18 protein-coding genes and 1 pseudogene are annotated in these 18,853 nt (G+C 65.9%); 12 read left to right on the forward strand and 7 right to left on the reverse strand.

The genetic code is table 11. The features are described 5' to 3' along the window. Positions 1 to 7: 7 nt before the first annotated feature. Positions 8 to 862, reverse strand: a complete 855-nt coding sequence (locus VNN77_13570) for a 4Fe-4S dicluster domain-containing protein (protein ID HXG52420.1) — start codon at positions 860 to 862, stop codon at positions 8 to 10. A gap of 456 nt (positions 863 to 1,318) precedes the next feature. Here VNN77_13570 and VNN77_13575 point away from each other — a divergent pair, with 456 nt between their 5' ends. The 9 genes and pseudogenes from VNN77_13575 (at position 1,319) to VNN77_13615 (ending at position 8,057) form a co-directional block, all read left to right on the forward strand. Next, positions 1,319 to 1,774: a DNA-binding protein gene (locus tag VNN77_13575; protein HXG52421.1), complete on the forward strand. Its 456-nt coding sequence runs from the start codon at positions 1,319 to 1,321 to the stop codon at positions 1,772 to 1,774. A gap of 148 nt (positions 1,775 to 1,922) precedes the next feature. Next, a pseudogene (locus VNN77_13580) lies at positions 1,923 to 2,339 on the forward strand (YeeE/YedE thiosulfate transporter family protein). 118 nt (positions 2,340 to 2,457) lie between these two features. Beyond that, on the forward strand, positions 2,458 to 2,760 hold the full coding sequence (locus VNN77_13585; GenBank protein ID HXG52422.1) for a YeeE/YedE thiosulfate transporter family protein: 303 nt from the start codon (positions 2,458 to 2,460) through the stop codon (positions 2,758 to 2,760). A 48-nt stretch (positions 2,761 to 2,808) separates the two neighbouring features. Further along, positions 2,809 to 3,030 carry a hypothetical protein gene (locus tag VNN77_13590; protein ID HXG52423.1) on the forward strand — a complete coding sequence of 74 codons (222 nt, stop codon included), beginning with the start codon at positions 2,809 to 2,811 and terminating at the stop codon, positions 3,028 to 3,030. A gap of 240 nt (positions 3,031 to 3,270) precedes the next feature. Further along, positions 3,271 to 3,519 (forward strand): hypothetical protein, encoded by a 249-nt coding sequence (locus VNN77_13595; GenBank protein HXG52424.1) that lies wholly within the window; start codon positions 3,271 to 3,273, stop codon positions 3,517 to 3,519. Then, on the forward strand, positions 3,498 to 5,462 hold the full coding sequence (locus VNN77_13600) for a 2-oxoacid:acceptor oxidoreductase family protein (protein HXG52425.1): 1,965 nt from the start codon (positions 3,498 to 3,500) through the stop codon (positions 5,460 to 5,462). The genes VNN77_13595 and VNN77_13600 overlap by 22 nt, the downstream gene beginning before the upstream one ends. An 8-nt stretch (positions 5,463 to 5,470) precedes the next feature. Continuing rightward, positions 5,471 to 5,875 (forward strand): CBS domain-containing protein, encoded by a 405-nt coding sequence (locus VNN77_13605; protein HXG52426.1) that lies wholly within the window; start codon positions 5,471 to 5,473, stop codon positions 5,873 to 5,875. A 27-nt stretch (positions 5,876 to 5,902) separates the two neighbouring features. Further along, positions 5,903 to 7,597 carry a thiamine pyrophosphate-dependent enzyme gene (locus VNN77_13610; GenBank protein ID HXG52427.1) on the forward strand — a complete coding sequence of 565 codons (1,695 nt, stop codon included), beginning with the start codon at positions 5,903 to 5,905 and terminating at the stop codon, positions 7,595 to 7,597. A 28-nt stretch (positions 7,598 to 7,625) separates the two neighbouring features. Continuing rightward, on the forward strand, positions 7,626 to 8,057 hold the full coding sequence (locus VNN77_13615; protein HXG52428.1) for a universal stress protein: 432 nt from the start codon (positions 7,626 to 7,628) through the stop codon (positions 8,055 to 8,057). Positions 8,058 to 8,066: 9 nt separating this feature from the next. Here VNN77_13615 and VNN77_13620 read toward each other — a convergent pair whose 3' ends face one another. The 5 genes from VNN77_13620 to VNN77_13640 all read right to left on the reverse strand — a co-directional run bounded on the left by VNN77_13620 (position 8,067) and on the right by VNN77_13640 (position 14,903). Further along, positions 8,067 to 8,870 carry a sulfite exporter TauE/SafE family protein gene (locus VNN77_13620; protein ID HXG52429.1) on the reverse strand — a complete coding sequence of 268 codons (804 nt, stop codon included), beginning with the start codon at positions 8,868 to 8,870 and terminating at the stop codon, positions 8,067 to 8,069. 49 nt (positions 8,871 to 8,919) lie between these two features. Beyond that, positions 8,920 to 11,649: a GNAT family N-acetyltransferase gene (locus tag VNN77_13625; protein ID HXG52430.1), complete on the reverse strand. Its 2,730-nt coding sequence runs from the start codon at positions 11,647 to 11,649 to the stop codon at positions 8,920 to 8,922. Between the two features lie 113 nt (positions 11,650 to 11,762). Then, positions 11,763 to 14,219 carry an ATP-binding protein gene (locus VNN77_13630; GenBank protein HXG52431.1) on the reverse strand — a complete coding sequence of 819 codons (2,457 nt, stop codon included), beginning with the start codon at positions 14,217 to 14,219 and terminating at the stop codon, positions 11,763 to 11,765. Beyond that, entirely contained in the window at positions 14,216 to 14,641 is a 426-nt protein-coding gene (locus tag VNN77_13635) for an Hsp20/alpha crystallin family protein (GenBank protein HXG52432.1), read from the reverse strand. Before VNN77_13635 ends, VNN77_13630 begins: the two co-directional genes overlap by 4 nt. After that, positions 14,625 to 14,903 (reverse strand): DUF2934 domain-containing protein, encoded by a 279-nt coding sequence (locus VNN77_13640; protein HXG52433.1) that lies wholly within the window; start codon positions 14,901 to 14,903, stop codon positions 14,625 to 14,627. The genes VNN77_13635 and VNN77_13640 overlap by 17 nt, the downstream gene beginning before the upstream one ends. A gap of 234 nt (positions 14,904 to 15,137) precedes the next feature. On the opposite strand from VNN77_13640, the gene VNN77_13645 reads away from it, so the two are divergent. Beyond that, the gene (locus VNN77_13645; GenBank protein ID HXG52434.1) at positions 15,138 to 15,500 is read left to right on the forward strand and encodes a hypothetical protein; all 363 of its coding nucleotides are present in this window, start codon (positions 15,138 to 15,140) and stop codon (positions 15,498 to 15,500) included. Between the two features lie 170 nt (positions 15,501 to 15,670). Here VNN77_13645 and VNN77_13650 read toward each other — a convergent pair whose 3' ends face one another. Continuing rightward, positions 15,671 to 16,294 (reverse strand): HPF/RaiA family ribosome-associated protein, encoded by a 624-nt coding sequence (locus VNN77_13650; protein ID HXG52435.1) that lies wholly within the window; start codon positions 16,292 to 16,294, stop codon positions 15,671 to 15,673. A 313-nt stretch (positions 16,295 to 16,607) separates the two neighbouring features. Between VNN77_13650 and VNN77_13655 the strand changes: the two genes are divergently transcribed. Next, entirely contained in the window at positions 16,608 to 17,093 is a 486-nt protein-coding gene (locus VNN77_13655; protein ID HXG52436.1) for a YbaK/EbsC family protein, read from the forward strand. Between the two features lie 23 nt (positions 17,094 to 17,116). Continuing rightward, positions 17,117 to 18,850 carry an HAD hydrolase family protein gene (locus VNN77_13660; protein ID HXG52437.1) on the forward strand — a complete coding sequence of 578 codons (1,734 nt, stop codon included), beginning with the start codon at positions 17,117 to 17,119 and terminating at the stop codon, positions 18,848 to 18,850. The last annotated feature ends 3 nt before the right edge of the window (positions 18,851 to 18,853 follow it).

Consider the following 18,853-nt stretch of genomic DNA (forward strand, 5'->3'; position numbering starts at 1 on the left):
GGCCTCCTCAGACCAGGTAGTAAACGCGCGGCTTGGTGCCGAGCTCTTCCTTCAAGCGCATCGCGTTGGGCCTGGCGATCAGCTCGGAGACGAGACTTTCCGGGTCGTTGGCGTCGCCGAAGTATGTGGCATAGCCGATGCAGGTCGTCACGCACGCCGGAAGCATTCCGGCGTCGAGGCGATGAATACAAAAGTGGCACTTCCTCGCGTTGCCGACAGGGGACTTGTCCTGTTCCCGTGGCCACTCTCTCCCATATTCGTGGCTGGGCAGCTTCTCGTAGGGTTCCGCCCGCGGTGTGCCGCTCGTGTAGAACTCGCCGAAGTCCGCCGTGCGTGCGCCGTAAGGGCAAGCCGGCAGGCAATAGCGGCAGCCGATGCACTGTTCGTAGTTGATTTCGACGATTCCGTCGGGTCTCTTGTAGGTCGCCTTCACGGGGCAAACAGGCACACAGGGAGGGTTGTCGCACTGGTTGCAAAGCCTGGGTAAGAAACGGCGGCCGACGTTCGGATATTCGCCGACCTCCTCTTCCATTACCGGGCGATAGACCACGCCCGGCGGCAGCTTGTTTTCCGCCACACAGCCTATGGTGCAGGCCGAGCAGCCGACGCATTTGCGCAGATCGATGACCATGACCCATCGACGCTTCTCGACCGGCTTGGCGAGGGCCCGGCGCAACTCTCCCTGCATGCGCAGGATCATGCTTTCGCCATCGGGAAGCTCCTCGAGGGGTTTCGGCGAATCGGCGGCGTCGACGGTCTCCGGCCTGGTCGCCAGCGCCACCGCAGCCGTGGCGCCGCCGACTAACAGCTTGAGAAAGTCCCGGCGCTCGTGCTTCTCAACGTGTTCGCTTGGCTCGTTCATGGGTTGTCCTTGTTTTTCGGCTGTTCTCGCGCAGTGCGCGCAGCGAGGTGCCATTTCGGACGGACGTCATTTGGAGATCGGTTGGCGCCGAGACGCAATTCCGGGGCCAGGAAACAGGTGAGGGAGGGAGGCCGGCAGCGGGCCTTTCCCTGCGGGAATCGCCGAGAATGTCCCGAGGAGTTTTTTTACTGCGATTTACGAAACATAGCGGTGCGACCGCGCTGTCGAGTCGCACCGCAAGCATGTTGTCGGCGCGGCTGCAAGAAGCGATTTTTCTTTGCGCTCCTGCAAACCACGCCTTCTAGAATTTCCAGTTGTTAAGAAAATCAAGCATGCGCAGCATGTAGAAAATTCGGTTTTCTCTTTCCCGTTTCCCGGAACGTTTTGAGTTTTCGAACACTGGCATGGCCGTTGCTCTTCGCACCCGATCAGCAGGAGAAAGCGGAGGTGAAAGAGATGAAGGTTCTCGTCTCCATTGCAGCCATGGCGTTTTTGTTCACCGCGGCCGATTCCTACGCGCAGCGCCGTCCCGGCATGGCCTGGCGCGGCAGCGGGGGGTGGGGTCCGGGAAGCTCGTACAACCGCCTGTACGACCAGAAAAACGTCGAGACTGTCAGCGGTGAGGTAGTGGCGGTAGAGCGCATCACGCCGGGGAAAGGGATGTCGGCGGGCGTCCATCTCAGAGTGAAAACGGACAAGGAGACGATCTCGGTTCACTTGGGACCGAGCTGGTATCTCGAAAATCAGGACGTAAGAATCGAACCCAAGGACCAGGTCGAGGTGAAGGGCTCCAGGATTACCTTCGGCGGCAAGCCGGCTATCATCGCGGCCGAAGTGAAAAAGGGCGACGACGTACTGAGGCTGCGGGACGACTCAGGCTTTCCGGTCTGGAGCGGCTGGCGGCGCCGTTAGACCGGCCGTTCGAGGTTACCGGTCCGCAGGGCCATCTTCCTGATCCGCTCGAAACGAAGCAAAGCAGATGAATGGCCCGAAGCAGCTTGGAGTTCTTTTTCGCCCGAGCTTTTGAACGAACCATTCCCGGCCCGACACGGGGAAGGAGGAAACCGGGATGATGAGCTGGTTGAGAAGAGAGGAGTGGCCGTGGTGGCAGGCTGGACTTCTGCTGGGGCTGCTCAACATGGCGGCGTTCTACACCGCCGACTACTATCTCTCGGTGTCGACAACCTTTTCGCGCGCCGCGGGCATGATCGTGGGGCTTGTGGCGCCCGACCACGTGGCCGCAAACGCGTACTGGCAGAAGGTCAAGCCGATCGTGGACTGGCAGTTCATGCTGGTCCTCGGAATTCCCATCGGGGCTTATCTGGCCGCGCGGTTGAGCCGCCGAGCCGTCGAGTTCTCTGCGGCGCTTCCCGAGATGTGGGTGAGCCGGTTCGGCGAGAGCAACGCGCAGCGCTGGGGCATCGGCATTCTCGGCGGCGTTCTGGTCGGCTTCGGCGCGCGCCTCGCCGACGGCTGAACCAGCGGCCACGCCCTCAGTGGAGGGCTTCAGTTGGCGGTCAGCAGCTGGCTTTTCCTCATAGCGATGATGGCTTCGGGGACGCTGATGGCGCGATGGATCTTCAGGAGGGTTTGACATGGGTCCTCTGGAAATCACCGGGCCGGCAAGGCTGGCTCTCGGGCTCGTTACGGGAATCCTGTTCGGGTTCATCCTGCAAAAAGGTCAGGTGACCCGTTATCAGAAGATCGTCTCGTTCTTCCGCTGGAGCGACCTTACCGTCCAGAAGGTGATGTTCGCGGCGATCCTCTCCGGCATGGTCGGCGTTTACGCGCTGCACGCGCTGGGGATGGTGAACCTGCACATCAAACCGACGCTTCTCGCCGCGAACGTTCTCGGCGGTCTGATCTTCGGCGCCGGCATGCTGCTGCTCGGCTTTTGACCCGGCACCTGCGCTGCGGCCTTCGGTGAAGGCCGTCTGGACGGCTTGTTGCGCGGCGTGCTCGGGATCCTGATCGGCGCCGGGCTTTATGCCGAGGTCTATCCGTACATCGAAAGCAACCTGTTGAAAGTCGGCGACTACGGGAAGCTGACGATTCCCGCCTTGCTGGGCGTCGAACCGTGGATTGTGATCGCCGTCATCGTCGTTGTCGGAGGCGCCGCGGTCCTCTGGATGGACCGCGTCGATCCGGCCAAGAGAGCCAGCCGCTGAGGGTGGCTCGGGCGGCGACGCGGTCTTGAAAGGTTCACGGGCCGCGCCCGTTGTCCGCAGTCCCTGCTCGAGGGAAGCGCCGTCCGTTGAATGACGGCGGCGCTTCTTGTCATTTTTGCAACTGCATGGCGCAGTTTTTCCGAGAGGCGCGAACGATCCGGCGAAGCCCCTCGAAAAACCGTCTTTATATCCTGGCAGCCGGCTTGCGAGTGCAACCATCGTGGGCAACAGAGGTCGCACATGAGGAACCTGGACCCCGAGCTTACGAAGATGTCCGGCGAAACCGAACCGGGCGAGGAGCCTCCGGCTCCGGTCGTGGATGCGACTCCGGCGAGAAAGCCCGAGGCGGCCGATCCCGGGGGCCTCTTGCCGCCTGCGGGCGGCGGGATGATGGCGGTGATCGACGAGCGGGGCCAGATGATTCCCGTCGTCACTCACGTCGATCTGTTGCGTGCGCTCAAGAACGTATGGAAGGGCGAACTGACCTAGGCGGCGCGGGCTTCCCGTTCCCCGGAATCCGTGCCACGGCCGACGGCTCCGAGGCCGTGGTATGGGTGGAGACGCATATCACTCAGGGCGCCTGCGCCTATCCGATCACGCCGTCGACGAACATGGGAGGCGGCTACCAGATGGCGGTCGCCAACGGCCAGAAAAACCTCTGGGGCGAGCGCCTGGTCTTTCTCGAGCTGGAGTCCGAGCACAGCTCGGCGAGCACCTGCGAGGGGTTCGCGCTCGCGGGCGGGCGGGTCTCGAACTTCACTTCGGGGCAGGGACTGATCCTGATGAAGGAGGTTCTCTACGTGATCGCGGGCAAGCGGCTGCCCGTGGTCTTCCACATCGGCGCGCGCGCGCTCACCTCGCAGGGACTGAACATCCACGCCGGCCATGACGACGTCATGGGCGTCGCCGATTGCGGCTGGGGGATGGTGTTCGCGCGCAACGTCCAGGAAGCCGCCGATCTCGCGCTGATCTCGCGGCGCGTCGCCGAGGAATCCGAAACCCCCTTCTTCAACGTCCAGGACGGTTTCCTGACCACGCACACGATCGAGACGGTGCGCTTGCCGGAGCCCGAGCTGATGAAGCGCTTCGTCGGCGACCCCAACAACGAGCACCGGCTGCGCAATCTGATGGATCCGGCGCGGCCGATCATGAGCGGAGTGGTGCAGAACCAGGACAGCTACATGAAGGGCAAGATCGCGCAGCGCTACTTCTACGATCGGGTCGCGCCGATCATGCGCCGCGTCGCCGGCGAGTTCCACGCGCTCACGGGACGGCGCTACGGCATGGTCGACGGCTGGGGGCTGGAGGACGCCGAGGTGGCGATCGTCGCCATGGGCAGCCTGTGCGAGACCGCGACGGCGACCGCGAAGTATCTGCGCCGCCACGAGGGCGTCAAGGTGGGGACGCTGCACATCACGAGCTTCCGTCCGTTTCCCGGGCCCGCCGTGGTCGAGGCCCTCAGGGGCGTCAAGGCGCTTGCGGTGATAGAGCGCATGGACAACCCGCTCGCGCAATCGAACCCGCTCGCGGCCGAGATCAAGGCGGCGTTCGCGGACGCCCTCTCGGGCGCGCCCGGTTATCCCCGGATCGAGCGCATGCCGGCGGTGTACGGCGGATCGGCCGGCCTGGGGAGCCGTGACGTGCGCCCCGGCGATTTCGTCGCGGTCGTGGATCATCTGCGCTCCGGCGTGGAGCGGCGTTTCTTCGTTCTCGGCGTGCGCCACGAGCTGGCGCTTCCGGCCGGGCGCGAGCCCGACGTCAGGCCCAAAGGCGCCTTCTCGATGCGGGGCCACTCCGTCGGCGGCTACGGCTCGGTGACGACCAACAAGGTGATCGCGACGATCGTCGGCGATCTCTTCGGCCTGTACGTCCAGGCCTACCCGATGTACGGCTCGGAGAAAAAGGGGCTGCCCACGACTTACTTTCTCACGGTGGCGGAGGAGCCGGTGAGCGCCCACGCCGAGCTCAGGCACGTCGACTTCGTTCCGCTGAACAACGTCAACGCCTTCAACGTGGGCGATCCCCTGAGCGGGCTGGTGCCGGGAGGCGCGGTGTTTCTCCAGCATCCGAGCCGCGACCCCGCGCAAATCTGGAGGTCGATTCCACCCGCGGCGCGGGAATTCATCCGCCGCAACCGGATCCGCGTGCTGGCGCTCGACGCGGCCCGCGTGGCGCAGGAGATCTCGAGCCAGCCGCAGCTCGCGCAGCGAATGCAGGGAATCGTGCTCCTCGGCGTGTTCCTGCGGGTCGCGCCCTTCGTGGCGGCGCGGGGCTTGGGCGACGAGGAGGTTTACGCCGCGGTCGAGCGGTCGCTCAGGAAATTTTTCGGCAAGCGCGGAGAGAAGGTCGTGCAGGAGAACCTGCTCGCGGTCAAGCGGGGCAGGGACGAGGTCCTGGAGATCGGCGCCGAGCTGATCTCGGCGGCGGCCTAGGGGGGACGATGAGCGGCGCGAGAGTGCGGGACTGGATGCATGCAGGCGTGGAAACGTGCGGTCTCGAGACGCCGATCGAGCGGGTGGCCGCCGTGATGGACGCCAAGGATATCAGCGCCCTGATCGTGACCGACGCACAGGGCGACGTCGCCGGGGTGATCTCCCGCACGGACCTGGTGAATGCCCGCTTCGTCCAGCCCTATCTGAAACACTGGCGCGGGATGACGGCGGAGCATCTGATGACGAAGCCGGCGATCACCATCGGACCCGACGCCACCATCGAAGAAGCGGCGCGGGTCCTCGCCGATCGGCGCATCCACCGGCTGGTCGTGGTCGAGGAGTCGTCCGGTCACGTCCGCGCGATCGGCGTTCTGTCCGTCACGGATCTGGCCAGGCGCGTGGCCGAGGAGTGAGGCAGGATTTCCCCGGCGGAGGATTGCATGACAACGGAGCCGGAAGCGGTTTTCAATCCGCTCGAAGCGGAGGCGCAGGAAGAGGTTGCCGTCCCCGGCATCAAGCCGGCGGGAACGGCGATGGAAACCCATGAGGCGACGTACGCCGACTCGCGGGTGATCGAGCTCGATCTCGACCGCTACGTGGACGATTTCAACCGGCGGGTGATCGGCGCGTACCAGGAAGGACGGGGCTCGGCCGAGCTTCCCGCCGATCTCGGCGTGGCGCGCAGCTTGATCCCGCCGGGGACCGGGGCGCTGCGCGATTTCAGCTATATCGCGCCGGAGATTCCGCGATTCATCCGGGAGAGGTGCGTCGGTTGCATGACGTGCGTCACCGAGTGTCCCGACACGGCGATTCTCGCGAAGGCGGTTCCCGCTTCCGCCGTGGAGCAGGCGCTGCAGCGGATCGAGGACCCGGCGGAGCGGGAATGGACCGCCTCGCACTGGGCGCGCACGCGCAAGTACTACGACGTGCCGGAGAAAAAGGGCGACGAGGGGGCGCTTTTCGGGATCTTCATCGACCCGACGAAGTGCAAGGGCTGCGCCGAGTGCGTGCAGGTGTGCGAGGCGCTCGATTACCGCGCCCTCGAGATGGTCCCCAAGGACTCGGGCTCCCTGCCGCGCTACCGGGCGGCGTTCAACTTCTTCCGCACGATCGGACCGACGCCGAGAAAATACATCAACGAACGGGCGCTCGCCGATTTCATGCTCGACGAGGAGTCGTCGCTGCTGTACGTCGGCGGCGCCGGCTCGTGCATGGGATGCGGCGAGGCGACGGCGATCCGCATGATGCTCGCGGCGACCGGATTCGTCCACAAGCCGGAGAACATCGGCATCGTGGCCGCCACGGGATGCAACACCGTGTACGGCTCCACCTATCCCTACAACCCCTATCTCGTGCCGTGGACCAACTCGCTGTTCGAGAACGCGCCGGCGGACGCCATGGGCATTCGGGCGCGCTGGAACCAGCTCGGGTGGGAGTACAAGAAGCTCTGGGTGATCGGCGGCGACGGCGCGATGTACGACATCGGCTTCCAGAGTCTCAGCCGCATGCTGACCAGCGGCATGGATATCAACGTTCTGGTGCTCGACACCCAGGTCTACTCGAACACCGGCGGCCAGGCCTCGACCGCGTCGTTTCCGGCCCAGGACGCCAAAATGGCGGCCTTCGGCGCCGCGCAGCGCGGCAAGCGAGAGCGGCGCAAGGAGCTCGCCGAGATCTGCCTCGTGCATCCCGACGTTTACGTGGCGCAGACCACCGCCGCCCACATCAACCACTTCTACAGAGCGGTGATGGAGGCGAACGAGTATCCGGGGCCTGCGGTGATCAACGTCTACACCACCTGCCAGCCCGAGCACGGGGTGCCGGACTGCAATTCCGCGCGCCAGGCGAAGCTCGCCGTGGAGTCGCGCGCCTTTCCGCTTTTCATCTACGACCCGCGCAAGGGCGAGAAAATCCGGGAGCGGTTGAGCCTGGTCGGAAACCCGGCGCAAAAGGAGGACTGGTGGACGCCGCCCCGGAGCGAGAAGCCGCTCACTTTCCTCGACTTCGCACGCACGGAAGGGCGGTTCGCCAAGCACTGGGACAGCGAAGGAAATCCCTCGCCGGAGCTGCTCGAAGCCCAGGCGGAGCGGCTGCGGAACTGGCGCATGCTGCAGGAGCTGGCCGGGCTGCGCTGAGGCGAAGGGAAGCGAGCGGACGGAGACGATGAGAAGGGCCCCCACCTATCTCGTACCGATCGATTTCTCCCCGAATTCGGAAAAGGCGCTCGACTACGCGCTCTCGATGGCGCGCGAGCGGGGCGCCAAGGTGGTCGTGCTTCACGTCGTCCAGGGGGAGCTCGTCTACCCGCCGATGGGCGGGACCTTCGACTTCTACGGCCTGCTCGAGCGCGACGCCCGCGAGAGCTTCAGGCGGCTCGCGGCGCGCAAGCGCCTGGCGCCCGACGACTGCCGATTCGTGCTCGTGCGCGGCACCGACTTCGCCCGGGTCATCGCCGAGCAGGCGAGAAAGCTGCGGGCCGAGCTGATCATCATGGGAAGCCACGGCCGGACCGGCTTGCAGCGGCTGATGCTCGGGAGCGTCGCCGAGCGCACGCTCCGCTACGCGCGCTGCCCGGTGCTCGTCGTCAAGCGCTGAGGGGTCTCGCTAGAGCGCCGCCACGATCAGCCGCGCGCCGACCAGGGCGAGGGCCGCCGAGAGGCTGCGGATGATCCAGTCGGCGTGGATGCGCTGCGACAGGCGGGCGCCGAACTGCGCTCCCAGGACGGCGCCGACCGAGAGCGCGAGGACGCGGCGGATCCCCTGCTGGAAGAGCCCCGCCAGGACATGGGTGGCGCTGCCGGTGAGCGCCGTGATCGTGAGAACGAACAACGACGTGGCGGTCGCGACGTGGACGGGAAAGCCCAGCAGGTAGACGAGCGCGGGCACGTAGAGAAAGCCGCCGCCGATTCCCAGGAAGCTGGACAGGAAACCAAACACCGTGCTCAAGGCCGCCCCCAGGGCCAGCGTTGCGGGCCTCATGTCGGCGATCGCGCCCGCCCGGGGCTGGGCTTGCGCGATCCGCGCGGCCGCTCTTTTCCCCGTGCTGGCGGCGGAGAGGACCGCGACCAGAACCAGCAGCGAGCCGAAAAGAAGGTCGAACCAGCTCCGGCCGACCGCCGTGGTCGCCAGCGCCCCGGCGACCGCGCCCGGCATCGTCGCCAGCGCGAAGATCAGGCCCGAGCTGTAGGCGATGCGCTTCGATCTCGCGTATACCAGCGTGCCCGAGAGGGCGTTGAAAAAGACCACCGCGAGGGAGATGCTGGTGATCGTTTCCGGCGGGTCGTCCGGGTAGAGGAGAAGGAGGGCCGGAGCCAGCACGAATCCGCCTCCGGCCCCGATCAGGGCGCCGTAGCCCCCCGCGAAAAATCCCAGCGGCACCAGAGAAAGCAACTCCCAGTACGAGGCCATCCGCTTTTTTTAACACAGGGGCGCTCCGGTGTATACGGTTTCGGGCTGGCTAGGCCGAGACGCGGATTCTCGCGTCCACGACCAGACACCCCCGCCCGGGCGGGAGGGCGATCACGGGGTTCAGGTCGAGCTCCGCGATCTCCGGAACCTCTTCGACCAGCCGCGAAACGCGCAGCAGGAGCTCCTCGAGGGCGGCGATGTCCGCAGGCGGATGGCCGCGATAGCCCTGGAGCAGCCGAAAGCCGCGGATGGCGCGCACCATTTCGCTGGCGTCGCGATCCGTGATCGGCGTGAGGCGGAAGCAGACGTCCTTCAGAATCTCGACGTGGATGCCGCCGAGGCCGAATGCGAGGAGCGGGCCGAACAGCGGGTCCTGGGAGACCCCGATCATGACCTCGACGCCTCCGGTAATCATCGGCTGGATGAGAACGCCGTCCATTGCGTCGAGCTTTTTGCTCGCCGCTAGGCGATCCCGCAGGTCGTCGAAGGCGGCGCGGACGGCGGGCGCGTCCCGGAGATTCAAATAGACGCCGCCGACCTCGGTCTTGTGGACGATCGTGCGGGAGGCGAGCTTGAGCGCGACCGGGAACCCGATCTCGGCGGCGACGCGCTCGGCCTCCTCGGCGTCCCGGGCGATCGCCCCGGGGGAGAGAGGCAGCCTCAGGGCCGCGAGCACCGCTCGGGTCTCTTCGGCCGAGAGCCAGCAGGGCCCGCCGCGCCCCGCCGCGCTCCGGCAAACGCGCTGCGCCTCCCGCGGATCGATGTCCTCGAAATCGGGAATCACGCCTTCGGGCTGGCGGCGCCATTCGGAGTATTTGGCGAGCCGCCCGAGTGCCCGGGCGGCGTTCTCAGGGAACGGATAGTTCGGCAGCCGCTCGCCGTCCATGGAGAGCGGCCGGCGGCGGATCTCCTCGCCCATCACGCAGGCGAGGACGGTTTTGCCGGCGCCCTTGCCGGCGCGACTCTCGCGCACGCCGGCACAGATGGCCGCGGTGATCGACTCCAGCGAGGCGAGGCCGGCGTCGATCGTGAGCACGATCAAAGCGTCGATCTCCTCGGCGCCCAACAGGATCTCGGTCGCCTTGCGAAACTCCTCGGCCCCGGCCGACGCGATCATGTCGACCGGATTGGCCACGGCGGCGGTGGGCGGAAGGAAGCTGGCGAGCCGCTCGCGTGTCGCCGGCTGCAGGGGCTCGACGGCGAGCCCGTTCGCTTCGCAGCTGTCGGCGCAAAGGATTCCAAGCCCTCCGGCGTTGGTGAGGATCCCGACGCGGCGGCCGGGCGGCAGCGGCTGAGCGTCGAGCGCCGCGGCGACGTCGAACATCTCGTCGATGGTGTCGACGCGGATCACGCCCGCCTGATGGCAGAGAGCGTCGACGGCGACCTCGCTGGCGGCCAGGGCGGCCGTGTGTGAGCTGGCGGCGCGGAGCCCGGCGCCGGTTCTGCCGGCCTTCAACGCGACGATCGGCTTGTGGCGCCCCACCCGCCGGGCGATGCGGGCGAACCGGCGCGGGTTGCCGAACGATTCGAGGTAAAGCAGGATCACCGCGGTCTGGGGATCCTCGTCCCAGTACTGGAGCAGGTCGTTGCCGGAAACGTCCGCCTTGTTGCCCACGCTGATGAACTTGGAGAGCCCGAGGCCGCGCTCGCGCGCCAGCGTGATGATGGCGAGGCCGAGCGCGCCGCTCTGCGAGGAGAAAGCCACGCGGCCGGCGGGCGGGAAGATGGGCGAGAACGACGCGTTGAGACGCACGGCGGGATCGGTGTTCATCAGCCCGAGGCAGTTCGGGCCGACCAGGCGCATGCCGTAGCCGCGGACCTTTTCGACGAGCTGCTCCTGGAGGCGGGCGCCCTCGCGGCCGATCTCGGCGAAGCCGGCGCTGATCACCAGCGCCGCCCTGACGCCGCGGGCGGCGCAGTCGTCGATCACGCCGAGCACGGCTTGGGCCGGCACCGTGATGATCGCGAGGTCGGGGGCTTCGGGCAGCTCTCGAACCGACGGGTAGACCTTGCGCGACCCGATGAAGTCGGCGGTGGGGTTCACCAGGTAGACCGAGCCCCGGAAGCCCGCGGCCTCGATCGCCTTGAGGATCCGGTCCCCGATCGACCCGGGCTTGCGCGAGGCGCCGACGAGCACCACCGAGCGCGGCTGGAAGAACGGCCGGAGCGACGCCGTGGTCGAGACCCGGTCGCGCAGCTCCGCGCGCATGACGCTGGTCTCGGTCGGGACGAGCGAGAGATCGATCTCGACGTAGCCCTGGTCCATGCGGGTGCGGCACTCGAATCCCGAGTCGCGGAAAACGTCCAGCATCGCCTTGTTCTCGTGCATCGTGACGGCCCAGAGGCGGCGAAACCCGTTCGCCGCCGCGAGAAGCGCGAGCCGCTCGAGCAGGAGCGAGCCGATCCCCTTTCCCTGCAGGCGGTCGTCGACCGCCATCGCGACCTCTGCGGTCGCCTCGTCGCGAGCGGCATAGGTGCCCGCTGCGACGATCCTTTGCCGGTCGCCGGCCGCTCGCGTGACCACCAGCGTAAGGCGCTTGTCGGGAGCCGAGTTGTCGCAAAAGGTCTCGATGACTTTCTCCGCCGGCTCGGAGGCCGAAAAGAAGCGATAAACTCTCGAGCGGTTGGAGAGGCCGGCGAAGAATTCGGCGAGACCGGGCTTGTCCTCGGGACGGGCGATGCGCAGTGAAGCCGTGGTGCCGTCCCGCAGGATCAGTCGGCCGCCTTCCGGGGCATCCTGGGAAGGGACCGGAACATAGCGGGGGCGCAGGGGACGCATGAGATTCAGTCTCGCCGATTGCGTCGAGTTTCAACCGGTGACAGGTCCAGAGTCCAAGGTCCCGGGTCCGAGTTTGAAAACACGAGACTGTGGCGGTTGGACTCCAGACCCGATCAAGCCTGCTTGCTTTCGGTTTCGGCTTCGCCGTCGTGCCCGGCGACGAACCGCTTCAAGCCGACCGCCATCTCCCTCAGCCGGGCGCTCGTGCGCCGATTGACCTCGTCGGCGCCTTCGGGTCCCATCCCCGTGAGGACGGCCAGCCCCTCGTCCACGGTGCGCACCGGGTAGATGTGAAAACGCCCCTCCGCGACCGCGGCTACCACGTCCGCGCGCAGAACGAGATGGCGCACGTTGGCCTCGGGGATGATCACTCCCTGCCTGCCGGTCAGGCCCACGACCCGGCAGACGTCGTAAAAGCCTTCGATCTTCTCGTTGGCCCCCCCGATCGCCTGTACTTCCCCCCACTGGTTGACCGAACCCGTGACGGCGATGTCCTGGCGCAAGGGCACGCCGGAGAGGCGCGACAGGAGCGCGTAGAGCTCGGTCGAGGAGGCGCTGTCCCCCTCGACGCCGGAGTAGGACTGCTCGAAGCAAAGGCTCGCCGAAAGCGTCAGCGGTTGCTCCTGGCCGAAGCGGTTGCGCAGGTAACCGGCGAGGATCAGCACGCCCTTGTCGTGGATGCTGCCGCTCAGGCGCGACTCGCGCTCGATATTGATGATGCCGGCCTGGCCCATGCCGACGCTGGCGGTGACGCGACTCGGCCGGCCGAAAGCGTACTCGCCGATCTCCACCACGGACAGCCCGTTGATCTGGCCGATTTTCTTTCCGTCGATGTCGACCAGAATGGTGCCGTTGGCGATCAGCTCGCGGATGCGTTCCTCCAGGCGGTTGGAGCGGAAGATCCGGCTCTGGATCGCCTGTTCCACGTCCCGCGTCGACACCAGCTGCCGGTCCTCCTTGCGGGCCCAGAAGGCGGCCTCGCGGACCAGGTCGGTCACGTGGGCGCGCGACGCCAGCACCTTGCCGCGGTCGCCGGCCGCGCGGGAGCCGAACTCGATCAGCCGCTCGACCGCGCCGCGGTCCAGGTGGGGCAGCCCTTCTTCCCGGCAGAGGTCGGCGGCCCATTGCGCGTAGGCGAGCTGGTGGTCGGGATCGCGCTCCATGATCGGGTCGAAATCGGCCCTCACCTTGAAGATCTCGTGGAACTCCTCGTCCCAGTTGTACAGGAGGTGGTAGAGAAAGGAGCTGCCGAGGACGATGACCTTGGTGTTGACCTCGACCGGCTCGGGCTTCAGCCCCGAGGCGGAAAACAGGGCGAACGGCTCGTAGGTTTCCATCTCGATGCGGCCGCTCCGCAGCGTGCGCTTGAGCACTTTCCAGACCGCGGGCTCCATCAGCGCGTCCTCGAGGCTGAAGATCAGATAGCCTCCGTGCGCGCGCAGGAACGAGCCGGACTTGATGCGGGTGAAGTTGGTCACCACGCGGCCGAAGCGGTCGACCACGCGCTCGATCGTGCCGAACAGGTTGAGATACGTGGGCGCGCTCTCGACGATGACCGGAGCCCCCCGCGTCGCGCCGTTGTCCACGACGACGTTGACCTCGTATTCCAGAAACGGGTCGCGCTCGCGCGGCAGGGGGAGGAATGGCAGCGGGATGATCGAAACCGGCGATTCCTTGAATTCGTCGAGGTTGTTGAGGGCGTGCTCCTCGACCTCGCGGAGGTAGAGGTCCACTTCCTCGTTCTGGATCTCGTCGCGAATGCGCGACAGGATCGGGCGCAACAGGCGCTCGCAGAAACGGCGCTCGACTTCGCGGATGTCGTCTTCCATTTCGCGCATCAGCTCCTGCTGCTTGCGCGCCAGCCGCTCCATTTCCGCCGCCAGCTCCTGTTGCTGGCGTTCGACCTCGCGCCGCTCCTCGTCCGAGAGCTCGGCGTAGTCCTGCGGTTTCTGCAGGGGCTTCCCGCGGACCAGGGGGACGAAGTAGAGGTGCCCGCGCGGGCCGGGCTGGATGACGAATCCCTTCGAGCGCGCCAGCTCGGCGAACTGCTCGTTCAGCTCCTGGGCGCGGTTGGTGTACTTCTCGGTGAGCAGCGACTTTTCCTTGTCGAAGGCCTCCTGGCGAAAGGCCTTGGGCACCTCTTCCCGGAGCGTCTTTACCAGGTCCCGCATCAACAGCTTGAGGCGGTTCCCCTGGCCGGGCTTGAGGTAGATCGCCCGCGGCTCGTCGGGTTGCTTGAAGTTGTGGACATAAACCCAGTCTCCTGGGGTGGGCGCCTTGCCCGCACGCTCGGCCACCCAGCGCTTGAGAGGCTCCAGCTTGTCCGCACCGGCAAGGCCGGAGACGAAGATGTTGTAACCGGTCGCCGAAACGCCGAGACCCAGCTCCAGAGCGGCGAGCGCCCGGTCCTGCCCCACGAACGCGGCGGCCGGCCCCATCTCGCTCGTCGAAGCGAAGTCGAGCTTCATGTCGGCCACGAATCTGAGCTCCTCGGCCGTAAGCTCCCGCGGCTCCGGGCGTCCGCTCGACATCCAGCTCGGTTCTGAAGGGGTACTCGTTGCTTTGCTCATGCCTGATCCTTTTTACGCCGGGCCTTGGGTAAGGTAATGCGCAGCACTCCGTCCTTGAACTCGGCCTCGATACCGTCGCGGTCGACCGACTCCGGGAGCCGGATCCGCCGCATGAAATAGCCGGAAGAACGCTCCATCGCGTGGAACCGCCCGCTCTGGCGACTCGTCTCCAGCGACCTCCATCCCTGAAGGACCAGGTCGCCGTCCTCCACCTCCACCTTGACGTCGCCGGCTTTGACGCCGGGGAGATCGGCTTCGAGAACGAACGCGGCTGCCGTTTCGAAGAGGTCGACCGACGGCTGCCAACCTCGTATCTCGCGGCAGAATCCCCAGGGGCGGTGGATCATCTCGTCGAACAAGCGCTCCACCTCCTGCGAGACGTGCATCGGAAACGAGACGGGCTCGTTACGCTTCTTTGCCATCGCCCGAATCTCCGGACCGCGAACGCGCGAAACGCGCGAGGACGATTCTTTCCGCTTCGAGCCAGTCGTCCAGGTCGTGACCGTGCTGTTTACCGCGGCTCAAATAGATCTCGTAAGCGAGCCGGGCGATGAGCGGCCGAAGGTCGGCGCGAGGAGGCGAGGAAGGAAGCGGCTCTTGTTCCACCACCCCGGGCAGGCCACGAAGACTCTGATCTCCGACGGTCGCCTCCGGCGGGTATTCGCCGTTATCGTTCTGGGTCATGGCTTTCCCCGATTCACGAACGAACGCAAGCGTTTGTTGCGGAAACATTCGCAACCATTATGCCAGGACAGCCGCTCGACACTCGCGATTTTCCGGGGCTTTTGCCGCTGAATTCTGGCTCGTTCCCGCCGGTGCAAAGACCCGGCCGGGCGGGCCGCAGAGATGAGAAGACAGAGCCTTGGAAATGTTTCGTGGCATAGCGCTTGCAGTCCACTCACTCAGAAGGAGCGATCGATGAGCGAGATCTATCCGGCTTTGCCGGAAGACACCGGCCTTGCCGAAGAATATTTCGACACGCTACGCCGGGCCCAGTACCTGGAGCCGGAAAAGGCCCTGCTTCATGCGATTCTCAAGGACGCCATCGACGCTTATCTCAAGTGCAGCTCGGCGCGCGACCGCGCCGGGAAAGAGCGCTTCGCCGAAGCGGAACGGTGGATCATGGACACTTCCGACACCTGGATCTTCTCTTTCCAGAACGTCTGCGAGCTGCTCGGTCTCGATCCCGGGTACATCCGGCGCGGTCTGCGGGAGCTCAAAGAAAAGCCCCTGGAGAAAAGAAAGCGCCGTCGAAAGTGGGCTGAGGGCCCGGGACAATAGGAGTCCCGGATTTCCGGTTCCCGGTTTTCACTTCCCGCTGTTGAGCCTGCGACCTGATTCGCGGCGACACGGCTGGCCCGGCGCGCGCCAGCGTTATACTCCGCCTGCATAGTTTCGAGCTCACCGATAAACCGCCACCGCATCGCGGGTTTCCCAGGCTTCGAGCCGCCTCATCGGGCGGCGATGCGGACCGTGCTCGCCTGCGGCCCTTTCTCTCCCGGCTCCTCGTGAAAGTAGACGGGCGTGCCGACCTTCAGCCGGTCGAACCCCGGAGGCAGGACCGAGTTTCTGTGAAAGTAGATCTCGCGCCCGTCGGCGGACTCCAGAAAACCGTAATCTTCTTCGGGGAAGAGCTTCACGACCACCGCGCGGGGCGGCGGCTCGTGGCGCTTGACCTTTCCCCGCTGCCGCCGGGCGAAGTCCTGGAGCTTGCGCGCGGCGGCATTGAACGCGTCGCGAATCGCCACGTACGGATCTTCGTGCGCCGCCTCCCGGGTCGGCTCGCGGCATTCGGCGAGCTCCTTTTCCGGCGGCTCGAGAGGCTCGGGCTTTTCGGCCTCGAGGTGGGTGGGCTCTCTGTTGACGACCAGCTCTCCCCCGGGAACGGTGAGGTCGATGCGCACCAGGTAGGCTTTGCCCTTGTGGTGACGGCGGTGCGGCGCCTCGACAACGACGCGGCATCCCATGATCCTGTCGTAAAAAGATTCGAGCTTTGCAGCTTTCTCCCTTATGTGGCTCTCGATCGCCTCCGAAGGAGGCATGTTGCGGAAGGTGATCTGCAAAGGAATTTTCATCTTCTTCCCCCCGGTTGTATCTGCCCGAAAAACCGGCAAGAGACGTGCCAGCGACAGCTCCCGGGAACTTGGAGCAAGTGTTTGAAATCGCGCAGCCGGTGTGCTCCCGGCACTACCGGGCAGCACTCCATTCTCATCGCTGAGAAGGGGAGACGCAAAGCTTCGCAGAGCTGCGCACAACGAGCTCTCTTCGACCTGTCTGCCGCGGGCCCGGTAAGCGAAAAATCGGCCATGCCCGGCCGTTCGAAGCAGGCATGATTATTGCCGCTCATCCCGGGTATCGTTCAGAAAAACCGAAGGAAGGAGATTTGGTATGCCGATCCTAAAGAAACTGAAGGATTTCCTGGACGAAGCGAAGGTCTCGTACGAGGTCTACAACCACCCGCTTGCGTACACGGCTCAGGAGATTGCGGCAAAGCAGCACTTTTCCGGAGATCAGATGGCCAAGGTCGTGATGCTGAAAGCCGACGGCGAGCTGGTGATGGCGGTGATCATGGGGAGCCAAAAAGTCAGCCTGAGCACGGCGCGTGAAAGCCTGGGCGCGCGCGAGGTGCAGCTGGCCACGGAAGACGAATTCGCGTCGCGCTTCCCCAACTGCGAGATCGGCGCGATGCCCCCGTTCGGCAATCTTTTCGGCATCCCGGTCTACGTCGACCCGGCCCTCCAAGAGGACGAGTTCATCTACTTCAACGCGGGAAACCACGTCCAGACGGTGAGGATGAGATACAAGGATTTCGAGAGCCTGGTCCATCCGAAAATCGTTCGCCTGACAGAGCCCCGCAAGCGCAAGGCCGCCTAGTTTCTCTCCGCCACGGGATTCGAGTGTACTGCCGCGTCATAGCATGCGACTTCGACGGCACCGGAGCCACCGACGGACGGCTCGCTCCGGAGCTGCTCGCCGCCCTCGAAGCCGCGCGGATGCAGGGGGTCGCGAGAATCCTCGTCACCGGGCGGGTCCTCGAGGAGATCGAGAGCGCGTGCGAGCAGACGTTACCCTTCGACGCGGTCGTCGCCGAAAACGGCGCGATCGTGTGGCTCTGCCGCCAGCAGCGCACGATTCAGCTGGGAGAGCCGCCGCCGGACCGCTTTCTGGGCCAGCTCAGAGCCAGGGGGGTGCCGTTCCACACCGGGACGGTCATCGTCGGCACGTGGGAGCACCACACAACCCAGCTTCTCGATCTCATCCGCCGCTTCGGCCTGGACGGGCAGCTCATCTTCAATCGCGGCGCGCTCATGCTGCTCCCGAGCGGCGTCAATAAGGCGGTCGGCGTGCGGCGCGCGCTCGAAGAGCTGGCGCGTTCGGAGCACAACCTGATCGCGTTCGGTGATGCGGAAAACGACATCCCGTTGCTGCTGGCGGCGGAGCTGGGGGTGGCGGCGCGCGGCGCGGTTGCCTCGGTCACGGCGATGGCGGACGACCACCTCTCGCAACCGGGAGGAGCCGGAGTGGCGTTTTATATCCGCCGCCTGTTGAGCAACGGATGCACGGCGCCCACGCCCCGGCGCCACCGCATCGCCATCGGCAACACGCCGGACGGCGATCCGGTCCTCTTTCCCGCTTCGGGCGTGAACATGGTGATCAGCGGCGATCCCCGGTCGGGAAAGTCGTGGCTGGCCGGGCTGCTGGCGGAGCGTCTGATCGAGCGGGATTACCGGCTCTGCGTCATCGATCCGGAAGGCGATTATCTCGCGCTCGGGCAGCTCGGGAAGGTGCTGACCCTGGGGCGCGAGCTGCCGCTCCCTGCGGCGGCGGCGATCCCGAAGGTCCTGGCGCACCAGCGTTTGAGCGTCGTCGTCAACCTCTCGGCGCTGCCGCTGCGCGAGCAGCAGAAATACGTCGAGGAGCTGCTCGGCGCGCTCGCGGCCGCCCGCGAAACGACAGGCGTTCCACACTGGGTGTTGATCGACGAGGCGCATTACTTCTTCGCGGACGGCGGCTGCTCGCGGCAGCTTTCGAGCCGGACGGGGAACTTCATCCTCGCGACCTACCGGCCGAGTCAGCTGTCCGACGAGGTCTACGCCGGGGTCGGAGCGCACGCCGTTACGGGATCGAAGATCGAGGACGAGCGCTACTTCCTCACCAAGGTTCTTCAAGCGTGCGCCCCTCGGGAAATCGACGCGCGGGCCGCGCTCGCCGCCGTCACCCCCGGGCGCGTGGGGTTGCTGCTGCAGGATGCGGACGGCCCTCGCTGGCAGGTGTTCCAGCCGGCCGACCGGGTGACCGTCCACGCCCACCACGGGCGGAAGTACGCCGATACGCGACTACCGGACGAGAAGGCCTTCCGTTTTCTCTACAACGACGAGCCTCTCGTCGCTCACAACATGCTGGAATTCTACAAGGCGATCCAGAAAGCGTCGCCCGCTTCTTTGCGGCACCATCTCCTCGCGGGCGATTTCTCGCGGTGGATCGCCGGCGTTCTCGGCGACGAGCAGCTCGCTCACGGGCTGCGCAAGCTCGAACGGATGGCGCCGGCGGGTGCGATTCCCGACCGCGAGGAGATTCTCGCCCACATCGACGACTACTACCTCATCGGCGAAGAGCAGGAGCCGGGGTGAGGC

The sequence above is a fragment of the Candidatus Zixiibacteriota bacterium genome, from assembly GCA_035574315.1.
Classification (GTDB): domain Bacteria; phylum Desulfobacterota; class Binatia; order UBA9968; family UBA9968; genus DATLYW01.